23 protein-coding genes and 1 tRNA gene are annotated in these 22,178 nt (G+C 62.3%); 15 read left to right on the top strand and 9 right to left on the bottom strand.

From position 1 onward, the window contains the following. The first annotated feature begins 97 nt into the window (after nt 1-97). Genes rimP through rbfA form a run of 6 tightly spaced genes read left to right on the top strand, consistent with a single transcriptional unit; the run spans nt 98 to nt 6,476 of the window. Nucleotides 98-661 (top strand): ribosome maturation protein RimP, encoded by a 564-nt coding sequence (gene rimP / locus KVF90_RS15370; protein ID WP_264392437.1) that lies wholly within the window; start codon nt 98-100, stop codon nt 659-661. Continuing rightward, nucleotides 658-2,304: a transcription termination factor NusA gene (nusA, locus tag KVF90_RS15365; protein ID WP_264394552.1), complete on the top strand. Its 1,647-nt coding sequence runs from the start codon at nt 658-660 to the stop codon at nt 2,302-2,304. Before rimP ends, nusA begins: the two co-directional genes overlap by 4 nt. Continuing rightward, nucleotides 2,285-3,064, top strand: a complete 780-nt coding sequence (locus KVF90_RS15360; RefSeq protein ID WP_264392436.1) for a DUF448 domain-containing protein — start codon at nt 2,285-2,287, stop codon at nt 3,062-3,064. The genes nusA and KVF90_RS15360 overlap by 20 nt, the downstream gene beginning before the upstream one ends. Nucleotides 3,065-3,073: 9 nt before the next feature. Continuing rightward, nucleotides 3,074-5,617, top strand: a complete 2,544-nt coding sequence (gene infB, locus KVF90_RS15355) for a translation initiation factor IF-2 (protein WP_264392435.1) — start codon at nt 3,074-3,076, stop codon at nt 5,615-5,617. After that, nucleotides 5,614-6,060, top strand: a complete 447-nt coding sequence (locus KVF90_RS15350) for a PaaI family thioesterase (RefSeq protein WP_264392434.1) — start codon at nt 5,614-5,616, stop codon at nt 6,058-6,060. The genes infB and KVF90_RS15350 overlap by 4 nt, the downstream gene beginning before the upstream one ends. Continuing rightward, nucleotides 6,060-6,476 (top strand): 30S ribosome-binding factor RbfA, encoded by a 417-nt coding sequence (rbfA, locus tag KVF90_RS15345; RefSeq protein WP_264392433.1) that lies wholly within the window; start codon nt 6,060-6,062, stop codon nt 6,474-6,476. Before KVF90_RS15350 ends, rbfA begins: the two co-directional genes overlap by 1 nt. Here rbfA and KVF90_RS15340 read toward each other — a convergent pair. Continuing rightward, the gene (locus KVF90_RS15340) at nt 6,473-7,057 is read right to left on the bottom strand and encodes a YceI family protein (RefSeq protein WP_264392432.1); all 585 of its coding nucleotides are present in this window, start codon (nt 7,055-7,057) and stop codon (nt 6,473-6,475) included. The genes rbfA and KVF90_RS15340 overlap by 4 nt on opposite strands. 80 nt (nt 7,058-7,137) lie before the next feature. Between KVF90_RS15340 and KVF90_RS15335 the strand changes: the two genes are divergently transcribed. The 5 genes from KVF90_RS15335 (at nt 7,138) to KVF90_RS15315 (ending at nt 12,133) form a co-directional block, all read left to right on the top strand. Then, nucleotides 7,138-7,713: a thymidine kinase gene (locus KVF90_RS15335; RefSeq protein ID WP_264392431.1), complete on the top strand. Its 576-nt coding sequence runs from the start codon at nt 7,138-7,140 to the stop codon at nt 7,711-7,713. Next, nucleotides 7,710-8,624 carry a tRNA pseudouridine(55) synthase TruB gene (gene truB / locus KVF90_RS15330; protein ID WP_264392430.1) on the top strand — a complete coding sequence of 305 codons (915 nt, stop codon included), beginning with the start codon at nt 7,710-7,712 and terminating at the stop codon, nt 8,622-8,624. The genes KVF90_RS15335 and truB overlap by 4 nt, the downstream gene beginning before the upstream one ends. A 14-nt stretch (nt 8,625-8,638) precedes the next feature. Beyond that, the gene (gene rpsO / locus KVF90_RS15325; protein ID WP_086608857.1) at nt 8,639-8,908 is read left to right on the top strand and encodes a 30S ribosomal protein S15; all 270 of its coding nucleotides are present in this window, start codon (nt 8,639-8,641) and stop codon (nt 8,906-8,908) included. 172 nt (nt 8,909-9,080) lie between these two features. Next, complete coding sequence (pnp, locus tag KVF90_RS15320; RefSeq protein ID WP_264392429.1) at nt 9,081-11,381, top strand: polyribonucleotide nucleotidyltransferase; 2,301 nt, start codon at nt 9,081-9,083, stop codon at nt 11,379-11,381. Nucleotides 11,382-11,452: 71 nt separating this feature from the next. Continuing rightward, a complete protein-coding gene (locus KVF90_RS15315) occupies nt 11,453-12,133 on the top strand; it encodes a spermidine synthase (RefSeq protein WP_264392428.1) in 681 nt (226 codons plus the stop codon). Nucleotide 12,134: 1 nt separating this feature from the next. Here KVF90_RS15315 and KVF90_RS15310 read toward each other — a convergent pair whose 3' ends face one another. After that, a complete protein-coding gene (locus KVF90_RS15310) occupies nt 12,135-13,091 on the bottom strand; it encodes a YdiY family protein (protein WP_264392427.1) in 957 nt (318 codons plus the stop codon). An 84-nt stretch (nt 13,092-13,175) separates the two neighbouring features. Further along, entirely contained in the window at nt 13,176-13,895 is a 720-nt protein-coding gene (locus KVF90_RS15305) for a GcrA family cell cycle regulator (RefSeq protein WP_264392426.1), read from the bottom strand. A 137-nt stretch (nt 13,896-14,032) separates the two neighbouring features. Here KVF90_RS15305 and KVF90_RS15300 point away from each other — a divergent pair, with 137 nt between their 5' ends. Beyond that, a complete protein-coding gene (locus tag KVF90_RS15300) occupies nt 14,033-14,881 on the top strand; it encodes an ABC transporter permease (RefSeq protein WP_264394551.1) in 849 nt (282 codons plus the stop codon). Here the strand turns inward: KVF90_RS15300 and KVF90_RS15295 are convergent. After that, complete coding sequence (locus tag KVF90_RS15295) at nt 14,871-15,500, bottom strand: hypothetical protein (RefSeq protein WP_264392425.1); 630 nt, start codon at nt 15,498-15,500, stop codon at nt 14,871-14,873. The two genes, KVF90_RS15300 and KVF90_RS15295, sit on opposite strands and share 11 nt — an antisense overlap. A 26-nt stretch (nt 15,501-15,526) precedes the next feature. Next, nucleotides 15,527-15,907 (bottom strand): heat shock protein HspQ, encoded by a 381-nt coding sequence (gene hspQ, locus KVF90_RS15290; RefSeq protein WP_264392424.1) that lies wholly within the window; start codon nt 15,905-15,907, stop codon nt 15,527-15,529. A 179-nt stretch (nt 15,908-16,086) separates the two neighbouring features. Here hspQ and KVF90_RS15285 point away from each other — a divergent pair. Then, nucleotides 16,087-16,176 (top strand) — tRNA-Ser (locus KVF90_RS15285). On the opposite strand, the gene KVF90_RS15280 is transcribed toward KVF90_RS15285, so the two are convergent. The 3 genes from KVF90_RS15280 to KVF90_RS15270 all read right to left on the bottom strand — a co-directional run bounded on the left by KVF90_RS15280 (nt 16,132) and on the right by KVF90_RS15270 (nt 18,470). Continuing rightward, nucleotides 16,132-17,796 (bottom strand): recombinase family protein, encoded by a 1,665-nt coding sequence (locus KVF90_RS15280; protein ID WP_264394549.1) that lies wholly within the window; start codon nt 17,794-17,796, stop codon nt 16,132-16,134. The genes KVF90_RS15285 and KVF90_RS15280 overlap by 45 nt on opposite strands. Continuing rightward, nucleotides 17,793-18,095: a helix-turn-helix domain-containing protein gene (locus KVF90_RS15275; RefSeq protein ID WP_264392423.1), complete on the bottom strand. Its 303-nt coding sequence runs from the start codon at nt 18,093-18,095 to the stop codon at nt 17,793-17,795. The genes KVF90_RS15280 and KVF90_RS15275 overlap by 4 nt, the downstream gene beginning before the upstream one ends. A 153-nt stretch (nt 18,096-18,248) precedes the next feature. Beyond that, the gene (locus tag KVF90_RS15270; protein ID WP_264392422.1) at nt 18,249-18,470 is read right to left on the bottom strand and encodes a hypothetical protein; all 222 of its coding nucleotides are present in this window, start codon (nt 18,468-18,470) and stop codon (nt 18,249-18,251) included. 488 nt (nt 18,471-18,958) lie between these two features. On the opposite strand from KVF90_RS15270, the gene KVF90_RS15265 reads away from it, so the two are divergent. Then, on the top strand, nt 18,959-19,900 hold the full coding sequence (locus KVF90_RS15265; RefSeq protein WP_264392421.1) for a HEPN domain-containing protein: 942 nt from the start codon (nt 18,959-18,961) through the stop codon (nt 19,898-19,900). 586 nt (nt 19,901-20,486) lie between these two features. Here the strand turns inward: KVF90_RS15265 and KVF90_RS15260 are convergent. Continuing rightward, the gene (locus KVF90_RS15260) at nt 20,487-20,819 is read right to left on the bottom strand and encodes a hypothetical protein (protein ID WP_264392420.1); all 333 of its coding nucleotides are present in this window, start codon (nt 20,817-20,819) and stop codon (nt 20,487-20,489) included. A gap of 300 nt (nt 20,820-21,119) precedes the next feature. Here KVF90_RS15260 and KVF90_RS15255 point away from each other — a divergent pair, with 300 nt between their 5' ends. Continuing rightward, nucleotides 21,120-22,049, top strand: coding sequence for a restriction endonuclease (locus tag KVF90_RS15255; RefSeq protein ID WP_264392419.1), 930 nt, complete (start codon nt 21,120-21,122; stop codon nt 22,047-22,049). Nucleotides 22,050-22,178: the final 129 nt, after the last annotated feature.

The following is a 22,178-nucleotide window of genomic DNA, read 5'->3' as shown; positions in this document are numbered from 1 at the left end:
CCAATCCCGGCATTGTCGTGACAAGGTTTGGATGCTGGCGCCTCCGGGGGCCGGCCCAAAACCGCGTTTGTGCAATGCCCCCGCAACGAAAGACTCCATGGCCGATATCGCGCGTCTTACCCAGCTGATCGAACCCGAGGCGACTGCCTTGGGGTTTGAGCTGGTGCGCGTGGCAATGCTGTCGTCCGAGGCTGGTGATGGCGGCATGGCGCTGCAAATCATGGCCGAAGATCCGGCCACCGGGCAGCTTGTGATCGATCAATGCGCCGCGCTGTCGCGCCGTGTTTCGGATGTGATCGACGCTGCGGAAGAGGCGGGTGAAGTGCTGATCGAAGGCGCCTACCACCTCGAAGTCTCCTCGCCCGGCATTGACCGTCCGCTGACCCGCGAAAAGGATTTCGCGAACTGGGCCGGTCACGAGGTGCGGATTGTCATGGACAAGAGCTATGACGGCCAGCGCGTCAACAAGGGCGTGCTTGGCGGGCTGGAGGATGGTATGATCCTCGTTGCCGAGGTCAAGGCAGGCGATGTGCGCTTGCCGCTCGCTGATATTCACTCCGCGAAGCTCGTCCTTACCGACGCGCTGATCGCCGCCACCCGCCCGCTGGATACCAGCGGTGCTGACGAACTCATCGAAGATACAGAGAAGGCAGACGACTGATGAGTGCCATTTCCGCCAACAAGGCAGAACTCCTTGCAATCGCCAACGCGGTCGCCTCGGAAAAGATGATCGACAAGTCGATCGTCATCGAGGCGATGGAAGAAGCGATCCAGAAATCCGCGCGCAACCGCTACGGCGCGGAGAATGACATCCGCGCCAAGCTCGATCCGCTGACCGGCGATCTGACGCTGTGGCGCGTTGTCGAGGTGGTTGAAGAAGTCGAAGACTACTTCAAGCAGGTCGATCTGAAGCAGGGCGAGAAGCTTCAGCCGGGCGCCAAGGTCGGTGACTTCATCGTCGATCCGCTGCCCCCGGTCGATCTCGGCCGGATCGATGCGCAGTCCGCCAAGCAGGTGATCTTCCAGAAGGTCCGCGATGCCGAGCGCGAGCGCCAGTTCGAAGAGTTCAAGGACCGTCAGGGTGAAGTCATCACCGGCGTCATCAAGTCGGTCGAATTCGGTCACGTGATCGTCAACCTCGGCCGTGCCGAAGGTGTGATCCGCCGCGACCAGCAGATCCCCCGCGAAGCCGCCCGTACCGGCGAGCGCGTGCGTGCCCTTATCACCAAGGTGGAACGCAACAACCGCGGGCCCCAGATCTTCCTGAGCCGTGCGCACCCCGACTTCATGAAGAAGCTGTTCGCGCAGGAAGTGCCCGAAATCTACGACAACATCATCGAGATCAAGGCCGCCGCCCGTGACCCGGGCAGCCGCGCCAAGATCGGCGTGATCAGCCGGGATTCGAGCATCGACCCGGTCGGCGCCTGCGTCGGCATGAAGGGCAGCCGCGTGCAGGCCGTCGTGCAGGAACTGCAGGGCGAGAAGATCGACATCATTCCGTGGTCGGAAGACACCGCGACCTTTGTCGTGAACGCGCTCCAGCCCGCCACTGTCAGCCGCGTCGTTCTCGACGAAGACGATGGCCGCATCGAAGTGGTGGTGCCTGACGATCAGCTCAGCCTCGCGATCGGCCGCCGTGGTCAGAACGTGCGTCTGGCGAGCCAGCTCACCGGCCACCAGATCGACATCATGACCGAGGAAGAAGCCTCGGAAAAGCGGTCGAAGGAATTCGCCGAGCGGTCCAAGATGTTCGAGGAAGAACTCGACGTCGACGAAACGCTGTCGCAGCTGCTCGTGGCCGAAGGCTTCGCCGAGCTGGAAGAAGTGGCTTACGTGGAAATCGCCGAACTGGCGAGCATCGAAGGCTTCGACGACGAACTCGCCGAGGAACTCCAGAGCCGCGCATTGGAAGCGCTCGAGCGTCAGGAAGCCGCGCACCGCGAAGTGCGCCGCGGCCTCGGCGTCGAGGATGCGCTGGCCGAAATCCCGCACCTCACCGAAGCGATGCTGGTCACGCTCGGCAAGGCGGGGATCAAGACGCTCGACGATCTGGCAGATCTCGCCACCGACGAGTTGATCGCCAAGAAGCGTGAAGCACCGCGTCGCCGCAACAACGACGCTGCCGGCCCGCCGCAGCGTCGTCCGCAGCGCGAAACCGACAAGGGCGGGGTGCTTGGCGAATACGGTCTCTCGGAAGAGCAGGGCAACGTGATCATCATGGCAGCCCGTGCGCACTGGTTCGAAGACGAAGACGTCTCCGCGCCTGACACTCAGGAGGCCGCCGATGCGGACTCCACCCAATGAGCGCCTGACGTCCGACATCGTTGAGCCGGCGCTTCCCGCACCCGCGGGGAGCGAGCGGCGCTGTATCCTGGCGGGCGAGAGCTCGGCGCGGGAAGGGCTGGTGCGTCTGGCGATTTCGCCCGATGGACTGGTGCTGCCCGATGCGGCTGCCAAAGCCCCCGGGCGCGGTGCATGGATCGGTGTCAGCCGCGCAGAGCTTGAAACCGCACTGACCGAAGGCCATCTCAGGAAGGCGCTGATGCGCGCCTTCAAGGGTGCGCCGCTGACCATCCCCGATGATCTGCCCGCACGGGTCGAAGCGGCGCTGGCTCGCCATCTTTGTGACCGGCTCGGGCTGGAATTGCGTTCGGGCCAGATCGTGATGGGCTCGGCCCGGATCGAGGAACAGGCCCGCGGCGGGCGCGTCGCCGTGCTGCTCCATGCCAACGACAGCAGCGCGGATGGCCGGCGCAAGCTCGACCAGGCCTGGCGCGTCGGCAATGATGCCGAAGGCTCCGGCCAGCGCGGGCAAGTCTTGCCACTGGACCGCAATGCGCTGTCTGTGGCATTGGGCCGCGACAATGTTGTCCACCTGGGCGTTGCCGGTCATCCCGGCGACATGCGCGCGGCGAACCGCGTGCTTCAGGCGGTTTCCCGGCTGGTGCAATACGCCGGGGATGATCGGGCGAACGAGACGATTGAGGCAGGCCGGAAAGCTTCCGGCGACGCTGCGCCGCCTTCAGGCGGTACGGCGCATATTGATGAATACGTGAAGGACTGACGAGCGATAATGAGCGACGACAACGACAACCAGCGCACTCGCAAACCCCTGGGCCTCAAGCGCTCGGTGGATGCGGGCGAGGTCAAGCAGACCTTCAGCCACGGCCGCACCAACAAGGTGGTGGTCGAGGTGAAGCGTCGCCGCGTGCTCGGTAAGCCGGGCGAGGCTGCTCCGCCGCCTCCGCCGCCTGCTCCTGAACCCGTGGCCGAAGCGCCGCGCCCGGCTCCGCCGCCGCCCGCGCCGAAGCCTGCGCGCCCTGCACCTGCGGGCGAGACCCCGCAGGAGCGCGTGAAGCGCCTCCAGCTCGAGGCCGAGGAAGAGCGGCTGCGCATGGCCGAAGAGGGCCGCAAGCGCGATGAAGCCGAAGCCCGCGAACGCGAGGAAGAAGCGCGCCGCCGCGCCGAAGAAAACCGCCGTGCCGAGGAAGAGGCCGAAAAGCAGCGCGCCGAAAGTCCGGTCGCCGCTCCGGTCCCTGAAGCTGCGCCCGAAGTCGAGGCGCCTGCCGCGACCAACGAGACGGCCGAACCTGTCGCCAAGACCGAGGCGGCCCCCGCCGCGCGGCGCTTCACGCCTGTGGAGCGTCCCGAGGTCAAGCGACCCGAACTCAAGTCCAAGAAAAAGGACGACAAGCGAGCCGCGCCGGTCGACGAAGGCAAGGACGCACGCCGTTCGGGCAAGCTCACCGTTACCCGCGCCCTCAACGAAGACGAAGGCCGCCGTGCGCGCAGTCTCGCCGCGCTCAAGCGTGCCCGCGAGAAGGAACGCCGCGGTCAGGGCGGCCCGTCGAAGCCGCGCGAGAAGCAGGTCCGTGACGTGGTGGTGCCAGAGGCGATCACCGTGAGCGAACTCGCCAACCGCATGGCCGAAAAGGGCGCGGATCTGGTGAAGGCCCTGTTCAACATGGGCATGATGGTCACCGTCAACCAGACCATCGACCAGGACACTGCCGAGCTGCTGGTCGAGGAGTTCGGCCACAACATCCAGCGCGTGTCGGCGAGCGATGTCGACATCGACTCGAGCGAGGACACCGATCCGGAAGAGACCCTCGTCTCGCGTCCGCCGGTTGTCACGATCATGGGTCACGTCGACCACGGCAAGACCAGCCTGCTGGATGCCCTGCGCGGTACCGACGTTGTGAAGGGCGAGGCCGGTGGCATCACCCAGCATATCGGCGCCTACCAGATCACCACAAAGGACAAGTCGAAGATCACCTTCCTCGACACCCCGGGCCACGCGGCCTTTACCGAAATGCGGATGCGCGGTGCCAATGTCACCGATATCGTTATTCTGGTGGTTGCGGGTGATGACGGGCTGATGCCGCAGACCATTGAGGCGATCAACCACACCAAGGCGGCCGGCGTGCCGATGATTGTGGCGATCACCAAGTCGGACAAGCCGGAATTCAACCCGCAGAAGATCCGCGAGCGTCTGCTCGAACACGAAATCGTGGTCGAGGCGATGAGCGGCGATGTGCAGGACGTCGAGGTTTCCGCCAAGACCGGCGCTGGTCTCGACCAGCTGATCGAAGCCATCGGCCTTCAGGCCGAACTGCTCGAACTGCGCGCCCGTCCTGATCGCGATGCCGAAGCAACCGTGATCGAAGCCCAGCTCGACAAGGGCCGCGGCCCGGTCGCGACGGTGCTCGTCACCCGCGGGACGCTCAAGCGCGGCGACACCTTCGTGGTCGGCACGCAAAGCGGCAAGGTTCGTGCGATCGTCGATGACAAGGGTCAGCAGCTCAAGGAAGCTGGCCCCTCGATGCCGGTCGAAGTGCTCGGGCTTGGCGGCGTACCGTCAGCCGGTGACAACCTCACCGTGGTCGAGAACGAACAGCGCGCTCGCGAAGTGGCCAAGTATCGTCAGGAAATGGCGACCGAAAAGCGCACTGCGCTGGCACCGACCAACTTCGACACGATGTTTAACACGCTGTCGTCCAACGTCATCGAATTCCCGGTGGTGGTGAAGGCCGATGTGCAAGGCTCGGTCGAGGCGATCGTCAACGCACTGCACAATCTGTCGAACGACGACATCAAGGTGCGCGTGCTCAATGGCGGCGTCGGTGCGATCACCGAAAGCGATGTGGTGCTGGCAGGCGGATCGAAGGCGCCGATCATCGGCTTCAACGTACGTCCGAACGCCAAGGCGCGCGAACTGCTGAAGCGCGATAACGTGCGGATGATGTATTACGATGTCATCTATCACCTGACCGATGCGATCGCCAAGGAGATGATCGGCGAGCTTGGCCCAGAACGGATCGAACATGTGGTCGGCCGTGCGCTGGTCAAAGAGGTGTTCAAGTCGGGCAAACGCGACAAGGCGGCTGGTCTGCTGGTGGAAGAAGGGGTCATCCGCAAGGGACTGTTCGCCCGTCTCACCCGCGCCGATGTCATCGTTTCGGCCACCAAGATCGCGTCGCTGCGTCGCTTCAAGGACGATGTTGATGAAGTGCGCACCGGCCTCGAGTGCGGTGTGGTCCTCGAGGACACCAACGACATCAAGCCGGGCGACCAGCTTGAAGTGTTCTCGGTCGAGGAGCGTGAGCGGACACTGTGAGCCTGAACGACCCGCACTACCCCAACGATGCCGGGCAGTCGCCGCATACGGCGCTGCTCGGCTCGGAATTTGTCAGCTGGGATGCGGAGACGCAGACCGCGACCATGCGCTTCACGGTGAAGCGCGAAATGACCACCTGGCGCGGCGGCGTGCAGGGGGGTTTGGTCGCGGGCTACCTCGATGATGTGATGGGCTATGCCTATGTCGCGGCGACCGGCGGGGAAATGGCGCCGCTCAATCTCGACATTTCCATGAGCCTTATCCGCCTGATCCCGGAAGGTGCGATGATCATCGGCAAGGGCCGCGTGGTCAAGGGCGGTCGGCGCGTGATTTTCCTCGAGGGCGAATTGCTCGCCGAAGATGGCACGATCTACGCCCGCTCGACCTCGACCGCGCTGCCGACCCCGCGGCCGACGCCGACCAGCACCGGGATGGGCGGCTGATGGCCAAGGCTCCGTTCACCCCCGAACAGCAATCGGTCCGCGTCCTCAAGGTCGGCGAGCGGGTGCGGCATATCCTGTCCGAACTGCTCGCGCGGGGCGAAGTGCATGATGATGTCGTCCGCGCCGCTCATATCTCGGTTACCGAGGTGCGCATGACTCCCGATTTGCGCCACGCAACGGCTTACGTGAAGCCGCTGATGGGGGCGGGCGAGGACGAAGTGGTGGTCGCTTTGCGCCAGAATACCGCGTTTCTGCAGCGCGAGGTCGCCCAACGGCTGGGCCTCAAATTTGCGCCCAAGCTCAAGTTTCGCAAGGACGAAAGCTTCGCCGAGGCCGACCGGATCGAGGCGCTGCTACGCGATCCCAAGGTGGCGCGCGATCTGGCGGAAGACGAAGACGACGAAGACGGGGCCTAACGCGGCAGCATCCGCGCCTTCAGCGTGATATCGACCTTGTTGCCGACCACCAGCTGGTAGGACTTCATCCCGAATTGTCTCCGGTCGATGGTGGTCGTTCCAGTAAAGCTGACCGGCTTCCCCACCTGCGCGATGGGATCGGCATTGAAGGTCACATCCAGCGTCGCCGGGCGGGTCACACCGCGCGCGGTCAATTCGCCCGACACTGTCCCGCGGGTTGCGCTGGAGAGTTTCAGCGAGCGGCCGAGGAAGCGGATCGTCGGGTATTTCTCCACCCAGAAGAACTTCTCACCCCGCAGCCTTGCGAGCGTCACGCTATCAGGTGCTTCGATTGCGGTCGCATCGAAGGTGACGTCGATCATTGCGCGTTCGGGCGCTCCCGGCACGATGGTGACCGCGCCCTGCATCCGCGGGAAGCGCGCGGTTTTGCTGGACAGGCCGAAGAAGGGAACCTTGGCCGAGACATTGCTGGCTGAGGCATCAAGCGTGTAGCGCTGCGGCGTCCCGACAGTGTTGGCCAGCGCGAATACCGCCGCCAGCGGCAGCAGGATCATCCGGAGACGGGTGGCGGGCTTGAACATGATGGTGCCTTAACGTTTCAACCGGGCAAAAGGTTCACCCCCACCTCGCCCAGCGTGCGGCGAATGGGTAGTCTCGCGCGATGGCCAAGCTCTACTTTTACTATGCCAGCATGAACGCAGGCAAATCGTCGCACCTGTTGCAGGCCGATTTCAACTATCGCGAGCGCGGGATGGCGACGATGTTGTGGACTGCCGCGCTCGATAGCCGTTCGGGCGGGCAGGTGAAAAGCCGGATCGGGCTGGAGAGCGAGGCGCACAAGTTCCACCCCGATACCGACCTTTGGATATCTATCAGCGCAAGCCACAAGGTGCAGCCACTTGATTGCGTCCTGGTGGATGAGGCGCAATTCCTGACGTCCGATCAGGTCTGGCAGCTCGCGCGGCTGGCGGACGCGGCCGGCATTCCTGTGCTGTGCTACGGGCTGCGCACCGATTTTCAGGGCGAGTTGTTCCCCGGCTCGGCGGTGCTGCTGGGGATTGCTGACGCATTGGTGGAACTGAAAGCTGTCTGCCACTGCGGGCGCAAGGCCACCATGAACCTGCGCGTTGATGAAAGCGGCGCGGCGGTCCGGCAGGGCCAGCAGACCGAGATCGGCGGGAATGACCGCTATGTCGCGCTGTGCCGCAAGCATTTCTCCGAGGCTTTGCGCGGATGAGCGTGCCTCTCTCAGGCTGGCTGATCCTCGACAAGCCGAAGGGCATGGGCAGCACCCAGGGCGTGAGCGCGGTGAAGCGCGTGCTGCGGCAGAACGGCTATGCCAAAACGAAAGTCGGCCACGGCGGCACCCTCGATCCGCTCGCGGAGGGCGTGCTGCCGATCGCGCTGGGCGAGGCGACCAAGCTGGCGGGACGGATGCTCGATGCGTCCAAGATCTATGTATTCACGATAGAATTCGGACAGGAGACATCGACGCTCGACACCGAAGGCGAAGTGGTTGCGACGAGCGAGATCCGGCCATTGCTGGCCGAGGTCGAGGCGGTGCTGCCGGTCTTTACCGGGCCGATCGAACAGGTGCCACCGGCCTACTCGGCACTGAAGGTCGGCGGCCAGCGCGCCTATGATCTGGCGCGGGCGGGAGAGGTGGTGGAGCTGAAGGCACGCAGCGTTACGATTCATTCGCTGGCGATTTGCGGCGAAACGGTCGGGCATGGCGACGTCACGCTCGTCGCCCATGTTTCCAAAGGCACCTATATCCGCAGCCTCGCGCGCGACGTTGCATATGCGCTGGGCACGGTCGGCCACGTCACCTATCTGCGCCGTACGAAGGCGGGCCCGTTCACGCAGGAACAGGCGATTTCGCTGGACAAACTGGAGGAAGCGGCTAAGGGCGCAGGCCTTGAATACCTACTCCTGCCGCTAGAGGCGGGGCTGGACGACATCCCGGCCCTTTATCTCGATCAGACAAGCGCGCAGGCGGTCCGACAGGGCCGGGTGCTGTCTGACATGCCCCAATCATCCGGGCTTTATCTGGCGAAACTGGGCTCTGTTCCGGTCGCGCTGATGGAAATCACGGATGGGATGGCCACGGTCGTCCGGGGGTTCAACCTTCCCGATGTCGCTGAGTAAGAAAGAGACGTACTATGTCGGTGACCGCCGAAGTTAAGCAGACAATCATTGCTGACAATGCCCGTGATCCCAAGGACACCGGCAGCCCCGAAGTGCAGGTTGCGATCCTCACGCAGCGTATCCGCAACCTGACCGAGCACTTCAAGGATCACCACAAGGACAACCATTCGCGTCGCGGCCTGCTGATGATGGTCAACAAGCGCCGCACGCTGCTCGCATACCTCAAGAAGAAGGATGTGGAGCGGTACAACGCCCTGATCCAGAAGCTGGGCCTGCGTAAGTAAGAGTTTTGCGAAAAGGCGGCTCAAAGGGCCGCCTTTTTTGCATATGGGGCACGCAGACATCCGGTCTGCACGCCTTGGGGCCGAAGCGCTCCGCACCGGACCGGGACGGTTGTTTCCCCGGCACATGAGGCCCCGCCCGGCAATGTGGCCGCGCGGGTCAAAAGGAAAATCAATGTTCGACACGAAAACCGTATCGCTGGAGTGGGGCGGCAAGACCCTCACTCTGGAAACCGGGCGTATTGCCCGTCAGGCCGATGGCGCCGTTCTGGCCACCTATGGCGAAACCGTGGTGCTGTGCGCCGTGACCGCTGCCAAGTCCGTGAAGGAAGGGCAGGATTTCTTCCCGCTCACCGTCCACTATCAGGAAAAGTTCTCGGCCGCCGGGCGCATCCCGGGTGGCTTCTTCAAGCGTGAGCGCGGCGCGACCGAAAAGGAAACGCTGACCAGCCGCCTGATCGACCGTCCGATCCGCCCGCTGTTCCCCGAAGGCTTCTACAACGAAATCAACGTGATCTGCCAGGTTCTGTCGTTTGACGGCGAAACCGAGGCCGATATCGTCGCGATGATCGCGGCTTCGGCTGCGCTGACCATCTCGGGCGTGCCCTTCATGGGCCCGATCGGCGCTGCGCGCGTCGGCTTCGTCGATGGCGAATACACGCTCAACCCGAAGCAGGACAAGGCGCTCGCCGAAGGCCGCCTCGATCTCGTTGTCGCCGCCACGCAAGACGCGGTGATGATGGTCGAGTCCGAAGCGAAGGAACTCACCGAGGAAGAAATGCTCGGTGCGGTGATGTTCGCCCACAACGAGATCCGCAACGTGATCGGTGCGATCATCGATCTGGCCGAGAAGGCTGCCAAGGATCCCTGGACTGTCGACCTCAGCGACAACACTGCTGACATGAAGGCCAAGCTCAAGGACCTGATCGGCGGCGACATCGCGGCGGCCTACAAGGTCACCGACAAGTCGCAGCGTTCGAACCTGCTCAACGAAGCGCGGGCCAAGGCCAAGGCGGCTTTCGCTGACGAAGGTGGCCAGACCCAGATGGTCGCTGGCAAGCTGATGAAGAAGCTCGAAGCTGAAATCGTGCGCGGTGCGATCCTCAAGGATGGCCAGCGCATCGATGGTCGCAAGCTCGATCAGGTTCGCCCGATCGAAGCGATCGTCGGCTTCCTGCCGCGCACCCATGGCTCGTCGCTGTTCACCCGCGGTGAAACGCAGGCGATCTGCACGACCACGCTCGGCACCAAGGATTCCGAGCAGATGATCGATGGTCTGGAAGGCCTGTCGTACACCAGCTTCATGCTGCACTATAACTTCCCGCCGTACTCGGTCGGTGAAGTGGGCCGCTTCGGCGCCCCGGGGCGCCGCGAAGTCGGTCACGGCAAGCTCGCCTGGCGCGCGCTGAACCCCGTGCTGCCCTCGCGTGAGGACTTCCCCTACACCATCCGCGTGTTGTCGGACATCACCGAGTCGAACGGCTCGTCCTCGATGGCGACCGTTTGCGGCGGCTGTCTGTCGATGATGGACGCGGGCGTTCCGGTGAAGGCGCCTGTCTCGGGCATCGCCATGGGCCTGATCCTCGAAGGCAAGGACTTTGCGGTTCTGTCGGACATCCTGGGTGACGAAGATCACCTCGGCGACATGGACTTCAAGGTTGCCGGCACCGAGGCTGGCATCACCACGATGCAGATGGACATCAAGATTGCCGGCATCACGCAGGAAATCATGGCCAAGGCACTCGAGCAGGCGAAGGCCGGCCGGATGCACATCCTTGGCGAAATGGCCAAGGCGCTGACCGGTGCCCGCACCGAAGTCAGCAAGCACGCGCCGCGCATCGAGACGATCCAGATCGACAAGTCGAAGATCCGTGACGTCATCGGCACCGGCGGCAAGGTGATCCGCGAGATCGTCGCTGAAACCGGCGCCAAGGTCGACATCGATGATGAAGGCGTGATCAAGATCTCGTCCAGCAACGTCGACGAGATCGAAGCGGCGAAGAAGTGGATCCTCGGCATCGTCGAGGAAGCCGAAGTCGGCAAGGTCTACAACGGCAAGGTCGTGAACATCGTCGATTTCGGCGCGTTCGTGAACTTCATGGGCGGCAAGGACGGCCTCGTGCACGTCTCGGAAATGCGCAACGAGCGCGTGGAAAAGCCGACCGATGTCGTCTCCGAAGGCATGGAAGTGAAGGTCAAGGTGCTCGAGATCGATCAGCGCGGCAAGGTCCGCCTGTCGATGCGTGTGGTTGACCAGGAAACCGGCGCTGAGCTGGAGGACACCCGTCCGCCCCGCGAAGCGCGTGAACCCCGCGAAGGTGGCCGTGGCGGCGATCGCGGCGGTGACCGTCGCGGGCCCAAGGGCGGCGGCGGTGGCCGTGGCGGCGACCGTGGTGGTCGCGGCGGCGATCGCGGCGGTGACCGTGGTCCGCGCGACAGCGGTCCGGCAGGTCTCCCCGACTTCCTCAAGGACTAATCGCCTCGCCTGAGGCATGACTATCGGCCGCCCGGAGCGATCCGGGCGGCCTTGTTTTTGGAACTTTACCGATGCTCCAGCGCGAACTGATCGACACCACCCAGATCGAGGACGGCGTGCTCCTCGAACTCTACACCCACGCCGGTCACTTCATGATCGTGCTCGGGCGCAACGAGCTGATGAGCACGCGGATGCGCTTTTCCGAAGAGCAGCTGGCCGAGCTCACTCTGGAGCGGCTGGACAAGGACAACGCGCGCATCCTGATTGGCGGCTACGGGATGGGCTTCACCTACCGCGCAGCCGCCGCACGGCTTGGCGCCAAGGCACAGATTGTCGTCGCGGAGATTTCCGAGGCGATCATCGACTGGGCGAAGGGGCCAATGGCTGCCCTCACCGGCGAGGGGCTTTCCGACCCGAGACTTGATCTCAAGATCTGCGATGTCGCCGCGCTGATCGATGATGCCAACGACGGCACCTGCGCAAAGTTCGATGCCATCCTGCTGGATGTCGATAACGGGCCGGACGGGATCGTGCGCGATGCGAACAACCGCATCTATTCACGCACTGGCCTTGCCAAGGCGCGCGATGCGCTCGCGCCGGGCGGCATCCTTGCCGTGTGGTCGGCCGGACCCGACGCTGCGTTCCGCAAGCGGCTTTACGATACGGGCCTGACTGTGACCGAATGGAACGTGCGCTCGCGCCCCGGCAACAAGGGTGCGCATCACATCATCTGGTTCGCCCAAAAGGCCTAGGTCAGAAGTCGTAGATCAGCGTCACGCGGCTCAGCGTGTCGGTCTGCACGGCACCTGGCGGCGGGTTGCTGTCATATTCGACGGCATAGGAGAAACGCGCCTTGAGGCTCTTGGCGATCGTGGCGTCGAGCCCGGTGATCAGGTCAATCGAGGTGTTGCGCGAATCGATGATTGCGACCGCTGATCCGCCCGTCTCGGCCACAGCATTGGTGTCCTGCGTCAGCTTCAGCCGCTCGGTGATATTCCAATCGAAATCGAGCGCCACAAGCCCCGCAATGCGGCTTTCCTCGCGCCCGTCGATGAACTCCGTTACGCGGTACGCGGGGCCGGCCTTCACGGAAAGCTGGACATCTTCGCCCTTGAGCGCCTGGTATCCCATACCGCCTGAAATCGCGTATCGCCCCGAGAAGCCCTGAAAACGATCACGCTCGTACTGTGCCAGCGCATAGACGTAGAAATTGTCCGATACGTTCACGTTGGGCTCGTAACGGGCAAGGAACTGTTCGCGGGTGGTGGTCCCATTGGCGCGCTGGTAATCGACGCGACCTGTCAGTCGGTGCCGCCATGCGATGCCTTGACGGTCGACCGTCAGACCGGCGGTGAGCCCGGTGTTGCTGGAATTCCCGGTCGCACGGAAACCTCCCAGCTCGCCCTTGCCGCTCCAGTTGTCGAACAGGTCAGCCTCACGCAGCGCGGCTTGCCTGGCTTCGGCCTCGGCAGCTTTTCGCGCGGCCACATTCGCTTCGAACGTGGCGACAATAGCGTCGATTTCGGCGATGTCGGACGGGTTGGTGGTGCGGGCCAGTTCGGCCACAATGCGCACCTTGCCTTCGTCACCGCTGGAGATGGCGGCATCGATCATGGCGCGTACCGGTTCGGGAAGCTCTGCTGCTGCAGCCTGAGGCACAGCCAACGCTGCCACTATGACTGCCATCGAGAATCCGCGAACGGCGTTCATATCAAGCGCTCCCTTCGGCCCTATGCAGCCATAGAGGGCACCGCGGGGCGGGGGAATACCCCGCGCGCCCCGCGAACCAGTCGATCAGCGAACGCGGGGCCCGCCAAACGGCAGCGGCGGGGGCGGACGACGCACGCCGCGCGGCAGCTGTGCCTGATAGGCACGGCCGCAATGCTCGACGCAGTAGGGGAAGCCCGGGTTTACCGGCTGGCCGCAGAAGTGGAAATCGGGCTCGCCCGGATGACCCATCGGCCAGCGGCAGACCTTCTCGGACAGGTCGAGCAGCGTGGTCTTGCCGGCAATCTCGGCGCTCGGCTTAGCCGGGACGAGGCGGCGCGGCGGGGCAGGGGGAATCGGAGCCTGCTGGTCGCCCGGACCCTGACGCAGGAAGCCGCCAGGGCCGACCGAGACGATCTTGGGCAAATCGGCTGCCGGCATCGGAATGGATGGCGAAGCCCCGTCATCCGCACCCGCATCAACGCGCGAAGGCTGGGCCGCAGGGCGCGGCATGGGACGTTCGGCCGCCTCGCTCGGAGCATGGCTGCGTTCGGCAGGCTCGGCGCGCGGCTCCGCAGGGCGTGCAGGCGCTGGCGTAGCAGCCGCGGGCTTCTTGACCGGAGCAGCCGCCTTCTTCTTCTCGTTCGCCTTTACCGGCGAAGGGCGCGCCTTCAGCCCAAGACGGTGCGCCTTGCCGATCACGGCATTGCGGCTGACCCCGCCCAGTTCTGTGGCGATCTCGCTGGCGGTTGCGCCGCCTTCCCACATCTTCCTGAGCGTTCCGATGCGCTCGTCCGTCCAGCTCATATCGTCTACCTGTTTCCTGTGTCCCGCGTCGCTGCGGGCCGAATGCTTGTCAGAGGCTTCGGTGCGGCCTAGGCACCTCAGCCATGGCCGACACTGCTTCTGCAAACCCGATCAATAACGCCGCTCCCGTGACTGAAATGACGTCCGATGACAAGTCCGGCGGGAGCATCCGGTTCTCCCCGCGCGGCGTACCCGTTATCATCGGGGTCAATCGCGTTGGGCTCTCGGCTCTCTATATGAAGGAGGTGCGCCGGTTTCTCAAGGTCCAGACGCAGACGATCTGGGCTCCGGCCTTCACCACACTGCTGTTTCTGGCGATTTTCACCGTCGCGCTGGGCCGCGAGGGGCGTGAAGTGCTGGGCGTGCCCTTCGCCACCTTTGTCGCACCGGGCCTGATCATGATGGCGATGATGCAGAACGCCTTCGCCAATTCCTCCTTTTCACTGCTTTCAGGCAAGATGCAGGGGACGATTATCGACCTGTTGATGCCGCCGCTGTCCTCGGGCGAAATGATGGCCGGGATTCTGGCTGCGGCAATGACGCGGGCGATCGCGGTGGGCTTTGCCGTCGCACTGGCTATGGCGCTTTGGCCTGGTGTGTCGCTGACAATGGCGCATCCCTGGGCGGTCCTGTGGTTCGGATTGATGGGATCAATGATGCTGGCAACGGTTGGCCTTGCCACATCGATCTGGGCCGAGAAGTTCGATCACAACGCAGCCGTCACCAACTTCATCATCGCCCCGCTGTCGCTGCTTTCGGGCACGTTCTACGTGATCGAGAACCTGCACGGCGTGTTTCAGGCGGTAAGCCGCGCCAACCCGTTCTTCTATGTCATCTCGGGCTTCCGCTATGGGTTCCTTGGGCAGAGCGACATCGGCGCAGCCGATCACGTGATGGCTGCGGGGGCGGGGCTGCTGGTACTGAACATCGTCCTTGGCGTGGCGGTCTATGCCCTGCTGCGGAGTGGATGGAAGCTCAAGAGCTGAGCGCGCCGGCCGCGTCGTCCGCGGGGGCGGCGAATTTGCCGATCCGGTTGATCGCTTCCTGCGCGCCCATGATATCCGCGACGGTGCCGATGATGAAGTCTTCGGTCTGCTTGTCGCCGTCGCTATCCTTGCCGATCCGCACCGCAAACTTGAGCATGCCCGTGCCATCGCGCTGTTCGCGGCGCTCGGCAAGGCCAATGCGGTCAGCAGGTACGGTCTGAACCACCAGTTCCCGCCCAAGGCTCAGCTTCAGCATTCGCTTGTCTGTCACCACATAAAGTACCCGTCCACGCTCGAACAGCGGCACAAAGGGGCGCGACAGCATCCACGCGCCGACCGCGATGAAGGGCAGGCCGAACAGCGGGAATGCCCAGCCGATTATGCCCGGCGACTGGTCGCCCGAAAGCGCCACTGCACTTGCTGCAAAAACGGTCCACATCACCGAAAAGGCAGTCCACGGCACGGCGAAGACGTAAATCAGGAAGGTTTGCGGATCGACCCTGCCAAGCTGCCAACCGTGCCAGAGCACAATCTCGCCGGCACCAAGCTCGCGTTCTAGCGCCAAACGCAGCCGCGCCATGGTGGCATTGTCACGATCAGGGCGGGTGATGTCAGCCATGACCCCGCTTTAGCAGGGCAAGGTTGTCAATGTGTAAGCGAGGCTCGCATCCGGTAGCGCCCGTCCTTAAAGCTGTCGAACAGCTGGCGCACCGTGGGATGATCGACCGGCCCTCCTTGCGGATCGGCAAGGAGATTACCCTGGCTCACATAGGCGACATAGGACGAATCATCGTTTTCCGCGAGCAGGTGGTAGAAGGGCTGGTCGCGGCGTGGCCGGATGTCTTCAGGGATCGACTGGTACCATTCTTCCGAATTGGCAAACACCGGATCGATATCGAAGACGACACCCCGAAAGGCGAACAGGCGATGGCGAACCACATCACCAATCCCGAAGCGGGCACGTGTCTGGCGGGGCGCGCTAATGGTGCGGCCAGCCTGGCTCGAAAAGAACTCTGCGCGTTCCATGCCTCGCAATATGGACCTTTGCCGCCGCAAAACAAGCACGTCGCCCGGGGCTGTCCCAGATATGCCCGCATTTTGTGTCCCCGCAGGTCTTGGCAAGTGCCGAGGCTTGGGCTAACGGGCGCGCTTCCTGTCGCCAGCCGCCCCGACCAGGCGGCCTTCAATAGCGCAACAGGCCTCGCGGAGAGGTGGCAGAGTGGTCGAATGCGCCGCACTCGAAATGCGGTTTACCGGCAACGGTAACGTGGGTTCGAATCCCACCCTCTCCGCCACCTTGGAACAAAGCTGGGCACTGCGTCCGGCGGAGTTCCGGCATCGCCTGCGGCGGCAAGTGTCCGTAGCAGGTCCGATTTTGAGCCCATGATGCGAACCTCGCCGTCGTTGACCTCGACTCGCTGCGCCAGCGCACGGAGATGGTCACGGCGGTAACCGCCACCGGGCAGACGCATCCGCTGGCGAGCGGTCTGCGCGAACTTCGCAAGCATCGGCGCGGTGATTGATTTTTGGCCTGCGCTTTCGAGCATCGCCGACGCACGTTCGGCATCGACGCGCGACTGGTCGCGGATCGCTTTGAGACTGGCGATGCGATCTTTGAGGTCGTGATCGTCCAGGTCGGCAACACCGCTCTCGATAGCATCGTAAAGCCGCTTGAGGCGTTGATCGGATTCGGTTGCGCGCTTGTTTAGCTCGGCGATATGCTCGCGGCGGCGCTCGGTCCGCTCTTGCCTCCGGTCGAGAACCGCCGCTAACACCTGCTCCAGCCTCGCAGGGTCAAGCAAGCGGTCCTCCAGATGCTTGGCAACCAGCGTGTCAAGTTTCTCCATCGGCACGGTCATGCCGCTGCATGCGGTCGGTCCCTGCCGAGCCTTGGTCGAGCAGGTGTAGTAGCGATAGCGCCCGCCCTTGCCGGTGCGGATGGTCATGGCTCCGCCGCACTTGGCGCAGTGGATGAGGCCAGTCAGCAGCGTGGGACCGCCGACCACCTGTGGCGGCGTGACCTTGGGGTTGCGTGCTCTCATCCGCGCCTGCACGGCATCAAACGTCGCCTGATCGATGATCGCCGGGACCGCGACAGAAATGACTTCTTCGGCGGGCTTCAGCGCCTTTGACTGGCTTCGCTTGTTGAACTCGTGGCGACCTATGTAGGTCGGACGGGTCAGCATGCGGTGCACGGTGCCGATGCCCCAGCGCCCGCCATCGCGGGTGAAAATACGGCGTTCGTTGAGGTACTTGGTGATGGCCTTGACGCCCATCGGGCCTGATGTGCCGTCACCCTCCAGCGCGAGCCGGAATGCCAGCCGCACGGTGTCGGCGTGGAGCGGATCGATTTCCAGCTTCTTCTTGATCTTGGCCCCGCGCTGCTCGGCAGCGACGACGCGGTAGCCGATCGGCGGAAGCGAGCCATTCCAGAAGCCCTGCCGCGCATTCTCCTTCAAGGCGCGAAGCACGTGCTTGGCGTTTTCCTTGGACTGGTACTCGTCGAACAGCGCCATGATCTGGCGCATCATGACGTGCATCGGATCGTCGCCCATCTCCTGAGTGATCGATACGAGGCGAATGCCGTTCTTCGCCAGCTTGCGGACATAGAACTCCAGCTCGAAGTGATCGCGGAAGAACCGGCTGAATGAGTGGACGACTATGATCTCGAACGGTGCAGGCTTGGCGGTCCCTGCCTCGATCAACTTCTGGAACTCGGGCCGGCGGTCGTTGGTGGCTGAAGCGCCAGCGTCCACGAATGTCTCGACAAGCTGGTAGCCGCGCGAAGCGCAATAAGCTTCGCCCTGCTTGCGTTGATCGGGGATCGACACGTCATGCTCGGCCTGCCGCGCGGTCGAGACCCGCAGATACAGGGCGGCGCGCAGCGGAACGGAGCTGGGGGCGGCGTCGGTCATGTTGCGCTCCCCAAGGCGCGCTGAACCGCTTCAGGATCGCGGTTGATTACCAGAAGATAAGCGCGCGTCGGACCCTCGGGCACGCGCTGCTTTTGCTCCCACTGCTGCAGCGTCTTGATTGAGAAGCCGAAGCGACTGGCGAACTCCAACTGGGTCATGCCGAGCTTGGTCCGGATCGCCTTCACGGCAATCTCCTGCGGAATTTGCACGCCGAAACGGGTGGGCAGCGCAGAGCTTTCGGCGTTGGCACCGCTCTCTGCTCCTGCGCTTCGATTCCTGGCTGCGACCTTACTGGCCATCGGGCGCTCCTTTTCGGCCACAATGCGACATGCCGCTGCCAGAAAGTCGGCTGCTTCACGGTGCCTGCGGAAACCATCTCTAGGGCTAGCAACGATACCCCGTTGGGGGACGAATTGCAATCGATCCACATGGCAAAATGTGAACCTGAGTCACTAGACCGGGCCAAATAGCTCATCGAATACGTCGCCGAACCATGCCTCGAACACAGCAATTTCGGCATCGGTAACTGGAATCTGCTCTGGCCAATCGTCGATGACGCGCCATTGCTCTACATCGTGTCTGGGCGGACGGCCCCGGAACGGCCATGGCTCGCCAAGCAGCTTTTCTATCTGCTCGGATGCGGTGGGTTCATTATGACGCGGCTTGCGGGGCATCGCACCAGAATCTGCGATGCCAGGCAGCAGTGGAACCACCTATGTCTTCGCCGGACTTCGCTTCGTGTCGGCGCGCGCAGAAAGGGGTGATGGGCGCGGTATGGCGGAACATGGCGACAGGAGCGTAGCGCTCGCGGCGCTTTCCCAGTCCCGTTCTTTGGTTCGGCGCGGACGCGTTCTTCCGTCCCGGCGCACACCTCGATCCAGGCGAATGGGCGGCGGCGGTCAAGACCGGCGCTAACAGCGCCGCCCGCAGGGCTTGGTCTTGAGGGGCGGCGCGCGTCCGCCGATGCTGGCAGCTAGCGGGATGTCTGCTGGCCCAGCATGTCGTGTTTCAGCTCCATCCCCAGTTCTTGGTATTGACAGCATTCGAAATCGCGCTGGGTCCCACTTGAGGACGTGGATGCATCCTGTTTGGTGCCATCAATGCGGATGATGGTCGTCGGAGAGGTGCAAGTTGCTCAACAGCTTGCTAGACTGCGCGAACGATGCGCACCGACCTCGACCATCTGCCCCCGCAAAAGCAGCGCGAGCTGGAACGAGTGGTGCAGCTGATCTTCGAGGAGTTCGACGATGCCTTCGCTCTAGCAAAGCACGAGTGGAAGAAGGCCGGACGTATCCTCAAGGTCATCCTCTACGGCAGCTATGCGCGCGGCACCTGGGTCGATGAGCCGCACACCGCCAAGGGCTACCGTTCGGACTTCGATCTGCTGATCATCGTCAGCGACAAGCGGCTCACCGACCGGGTGAAGTACTGGGCCAAGCTCGATGAGCGGCTGATGCGCGAGTATGGAGTGACTGGCACACTGCAGACGCCGGTCAACTTCATCGTTCACACCCTGCAGGAGGTAAACGACGGTCTCGCTCACGGACGCTACTTTTTCATGGACGTGAAGGCCGAGGGGATTGCGGTCTACCAGTCCGACGACACCGAACTGCACACGCCCAAGCCAAAGACGCCAACGCAGGCGCTTGCCATGGCGGAAGGCTACTTGGAGGAATGGTTCCCACTTGCTGCGAGCGCGAAGAAAGGGTTTCACTTTTTTGTCTCGCAGCAAGAGTGGCGCGATGCTGCTTTCATTTTGCACCAAGCCACCGAACGGCTTTACCACTGCGTTCTTCTGGTCACGACGTTCTACACCCCCCACGTCCACAATCTCGGGTTTTTGCGCACCCAGGCTGAGCGGATCGATCCGCGCCTGACCTATGTCTGGCCGCGCGAAAATAAGCGCGACCGCGCGCGGTTCGAGAAGCTGAAGGACGCCTACGTCAAGGCGCGCTACTCGAAGCACTACCGGGTCACCGAGGAAGAGCTCGAATGGCTCGGCGCTCAGGTCGAGGAACTTGGCCGCGTCGTGCACGAGGTCTGCTCGGAGCGGATCGAAAAGCTCAAGTCAGAGGCGAAGGCGAGGCCGGATAAGGTTCGGTGATTGAGCAGGACGCCAGCGTCCGCCTTTGCGGATTTTGAGCCAAAACCAGAAATTCTGAAATCGACCCCATTGCCGACATTCTCCAAGGCGTGCATTTCTGTGTAAATGAACGCGAGTCATCACCTTGACCGGCTGAAGAGGCTAATCAGGGGCGTCCCTGATTTGGAGAAGAGCCAATGAAATTGTCGGATGCGGCGCGAGCTGCGGTGATGCCGTGGCTCCTTCTTGTCTCGATCGGGCTTGGCCTCCACACTTGGGATGGAATGATCGAGAATTATGGATGGCCTGAGTATCTGCGCCGGTTCATTCCGGCTATTGTCCTAGTATACCCTGTTTTGATTGCGGCAGTTCTCTGGAATGACCGCGAGTTCCCACGTGGCAAGCGCAAACCCTGAAGTCGGCGAATTTGCGGTCACTAACATTGCGACATGAAAACTCTTGGACCTAAAGGTCCGCTAACCACCCATTCCCGGTCCTGAGCGGGGCCGACGCGCGATCATGATAGCCGCCGGGCAGCTTCAGCCAGTTTCTCGCCAGCAGCCGCTGGTCAGCTTGCGACCCCATAGCGGACTTTTGACGCAGGCTCCTAAAGGTCCTCAAACCACTCGAAATGCAGACTTCGCAGTCCTTCAAGTCCAGCTTCATTGAGACGGCCCTCAGTCTGGCTGACAATGTCTTGGAGGCGCTCCGCTGTGATGCTGGATGATAACACATCCTCCGGTCCGAGGATCGCAATCTGCGTGCCGACCAGCAGCACATAACGTTCGTCGGGGCCTCCGAAATTCTGCCAATAGCTATTGAGACCGACTTGTCTGGCCGCACGCTGGCGTGGATCGATTCTTAGCTCCAGCGCAGATATCTCGTCTTCCGAAATTTCGTAGCGGATACCAAAATATACGACGCACGCGCTCGCGCTCATGGCGGCCCCCTTTTCGCCAAACCTTGTAGTGTCTGCAAAACCAACATCAATGGCAGCTAACCACCCAGTTTCGGGCATTCCTAGCAGCTCGGCGCGATCCCGATAGCGGATGGGCAGCTTAGGTGAGCTTCTGACCGAAAGCGGAAATTCTCGAAGCTATCTCAGGGCGAACACTAACACTGCTTTCTGTGGTTAAGCCTGCATTATCGTCGCACCCGCGTTGAACGACAGCCCCATTGCGACATAGTTGAGGTCCGCAAGAATGGCTTCGATAGGGATACACGTCCGCGAGGAGAGCATATGGCCAAAGCATCCGAGGAGCTTGAGAAGCTGGTTCAGCGCATTCAGCAGGAACTCGCTCCTAAAGCGAAAGTTATTCATAATGTGAAATTGCCGGGGCGTTATTCAAAAGTGAACCGGCAGATTGATGTTTTGGTCAGCGAACAGATTGGTCAATATGAAATCAATATCATTATCGACTGCAAGGATCATAAAAAGCCAGTCGATGTGAAAGGTGTTGAGGAATTTGATGGCCTTCTCAAGGATGTAGGAGGACAAAAGGGAGTTCTAGTTTGCCCCAGTGGCTTTAGCGAGGCTGCGAAAGCGCGAGCTCGCGATCTTCAAATCGACCTTTACAGTCCTGTCGATACAGAACCACACAAGTGGCAGTCATTCCCGTCCATGCCTGCGATGGTTGAATGGAGGGGCGTGGCAATTTCTCTTGGAGTGAGTTGCTCTTATCCAGCACCATTTATGATGCCTCGCGACTTCTTTTCATCGATTATTGCTTTTGACGAAGCTGGCAACAAATTGGGTAATCCAGTGGAAGTGCTTCTCGACCGATGGAATCAGGGCGATATCACGACCGAAGAGGGAGAAACCGGGGAGATGCCGATCTTTGGCGAAACCGAGCCTTGGGTCGATAACGGCTACGGCCAGCGCATTCCGGTCAGTCTCTATGCAAACATGCTGGTTCAGCGCCAGCTTCGCTATGGGCAACTTCCAATCCGTAAGATGTCAGGCTTCAAAGACGAACTGCAAGGCCATGTCATCACAAACGCTTTTCAAGTTGGCCTTCTGGACCCCGAAGAGATCGATCGCGATTGGAAGGAAATTACGAAGGAGGAAGAAGCCGATCCCAGTCCGGTCATCATTTTGCGCGGCGTCACATACTACGATTTGGAAATGGTCAAAAGCAGTGGAATGTTCGGATTCTCGTTGGAAGGCTGACAGAATCAATCTGTCACGGGAGTCGTTCGGACTATCAGCCTGAAGCAATGACTTGATGAACCTGCCTGAGGGCTTGCTTGTAAAATTGTTCAGTGGCAGGTCTGTGCCGCACGGTTTTTAGGGGGCAAT

The sequence above is a fragment of the Porphyrobacter sp. ULC335 genome, from assembly GCF_025917005.1.
GTDB lineage: Bacteria > Pseudomonadota > Alphaproteobacteria > Sphingomonadales > Sphingomonadaceae > Erythrobacter.
Note: the sequence above shows the minus strand (reverse complement) of the source record. Positions and strands in the feature narration are given on the sequence as shown.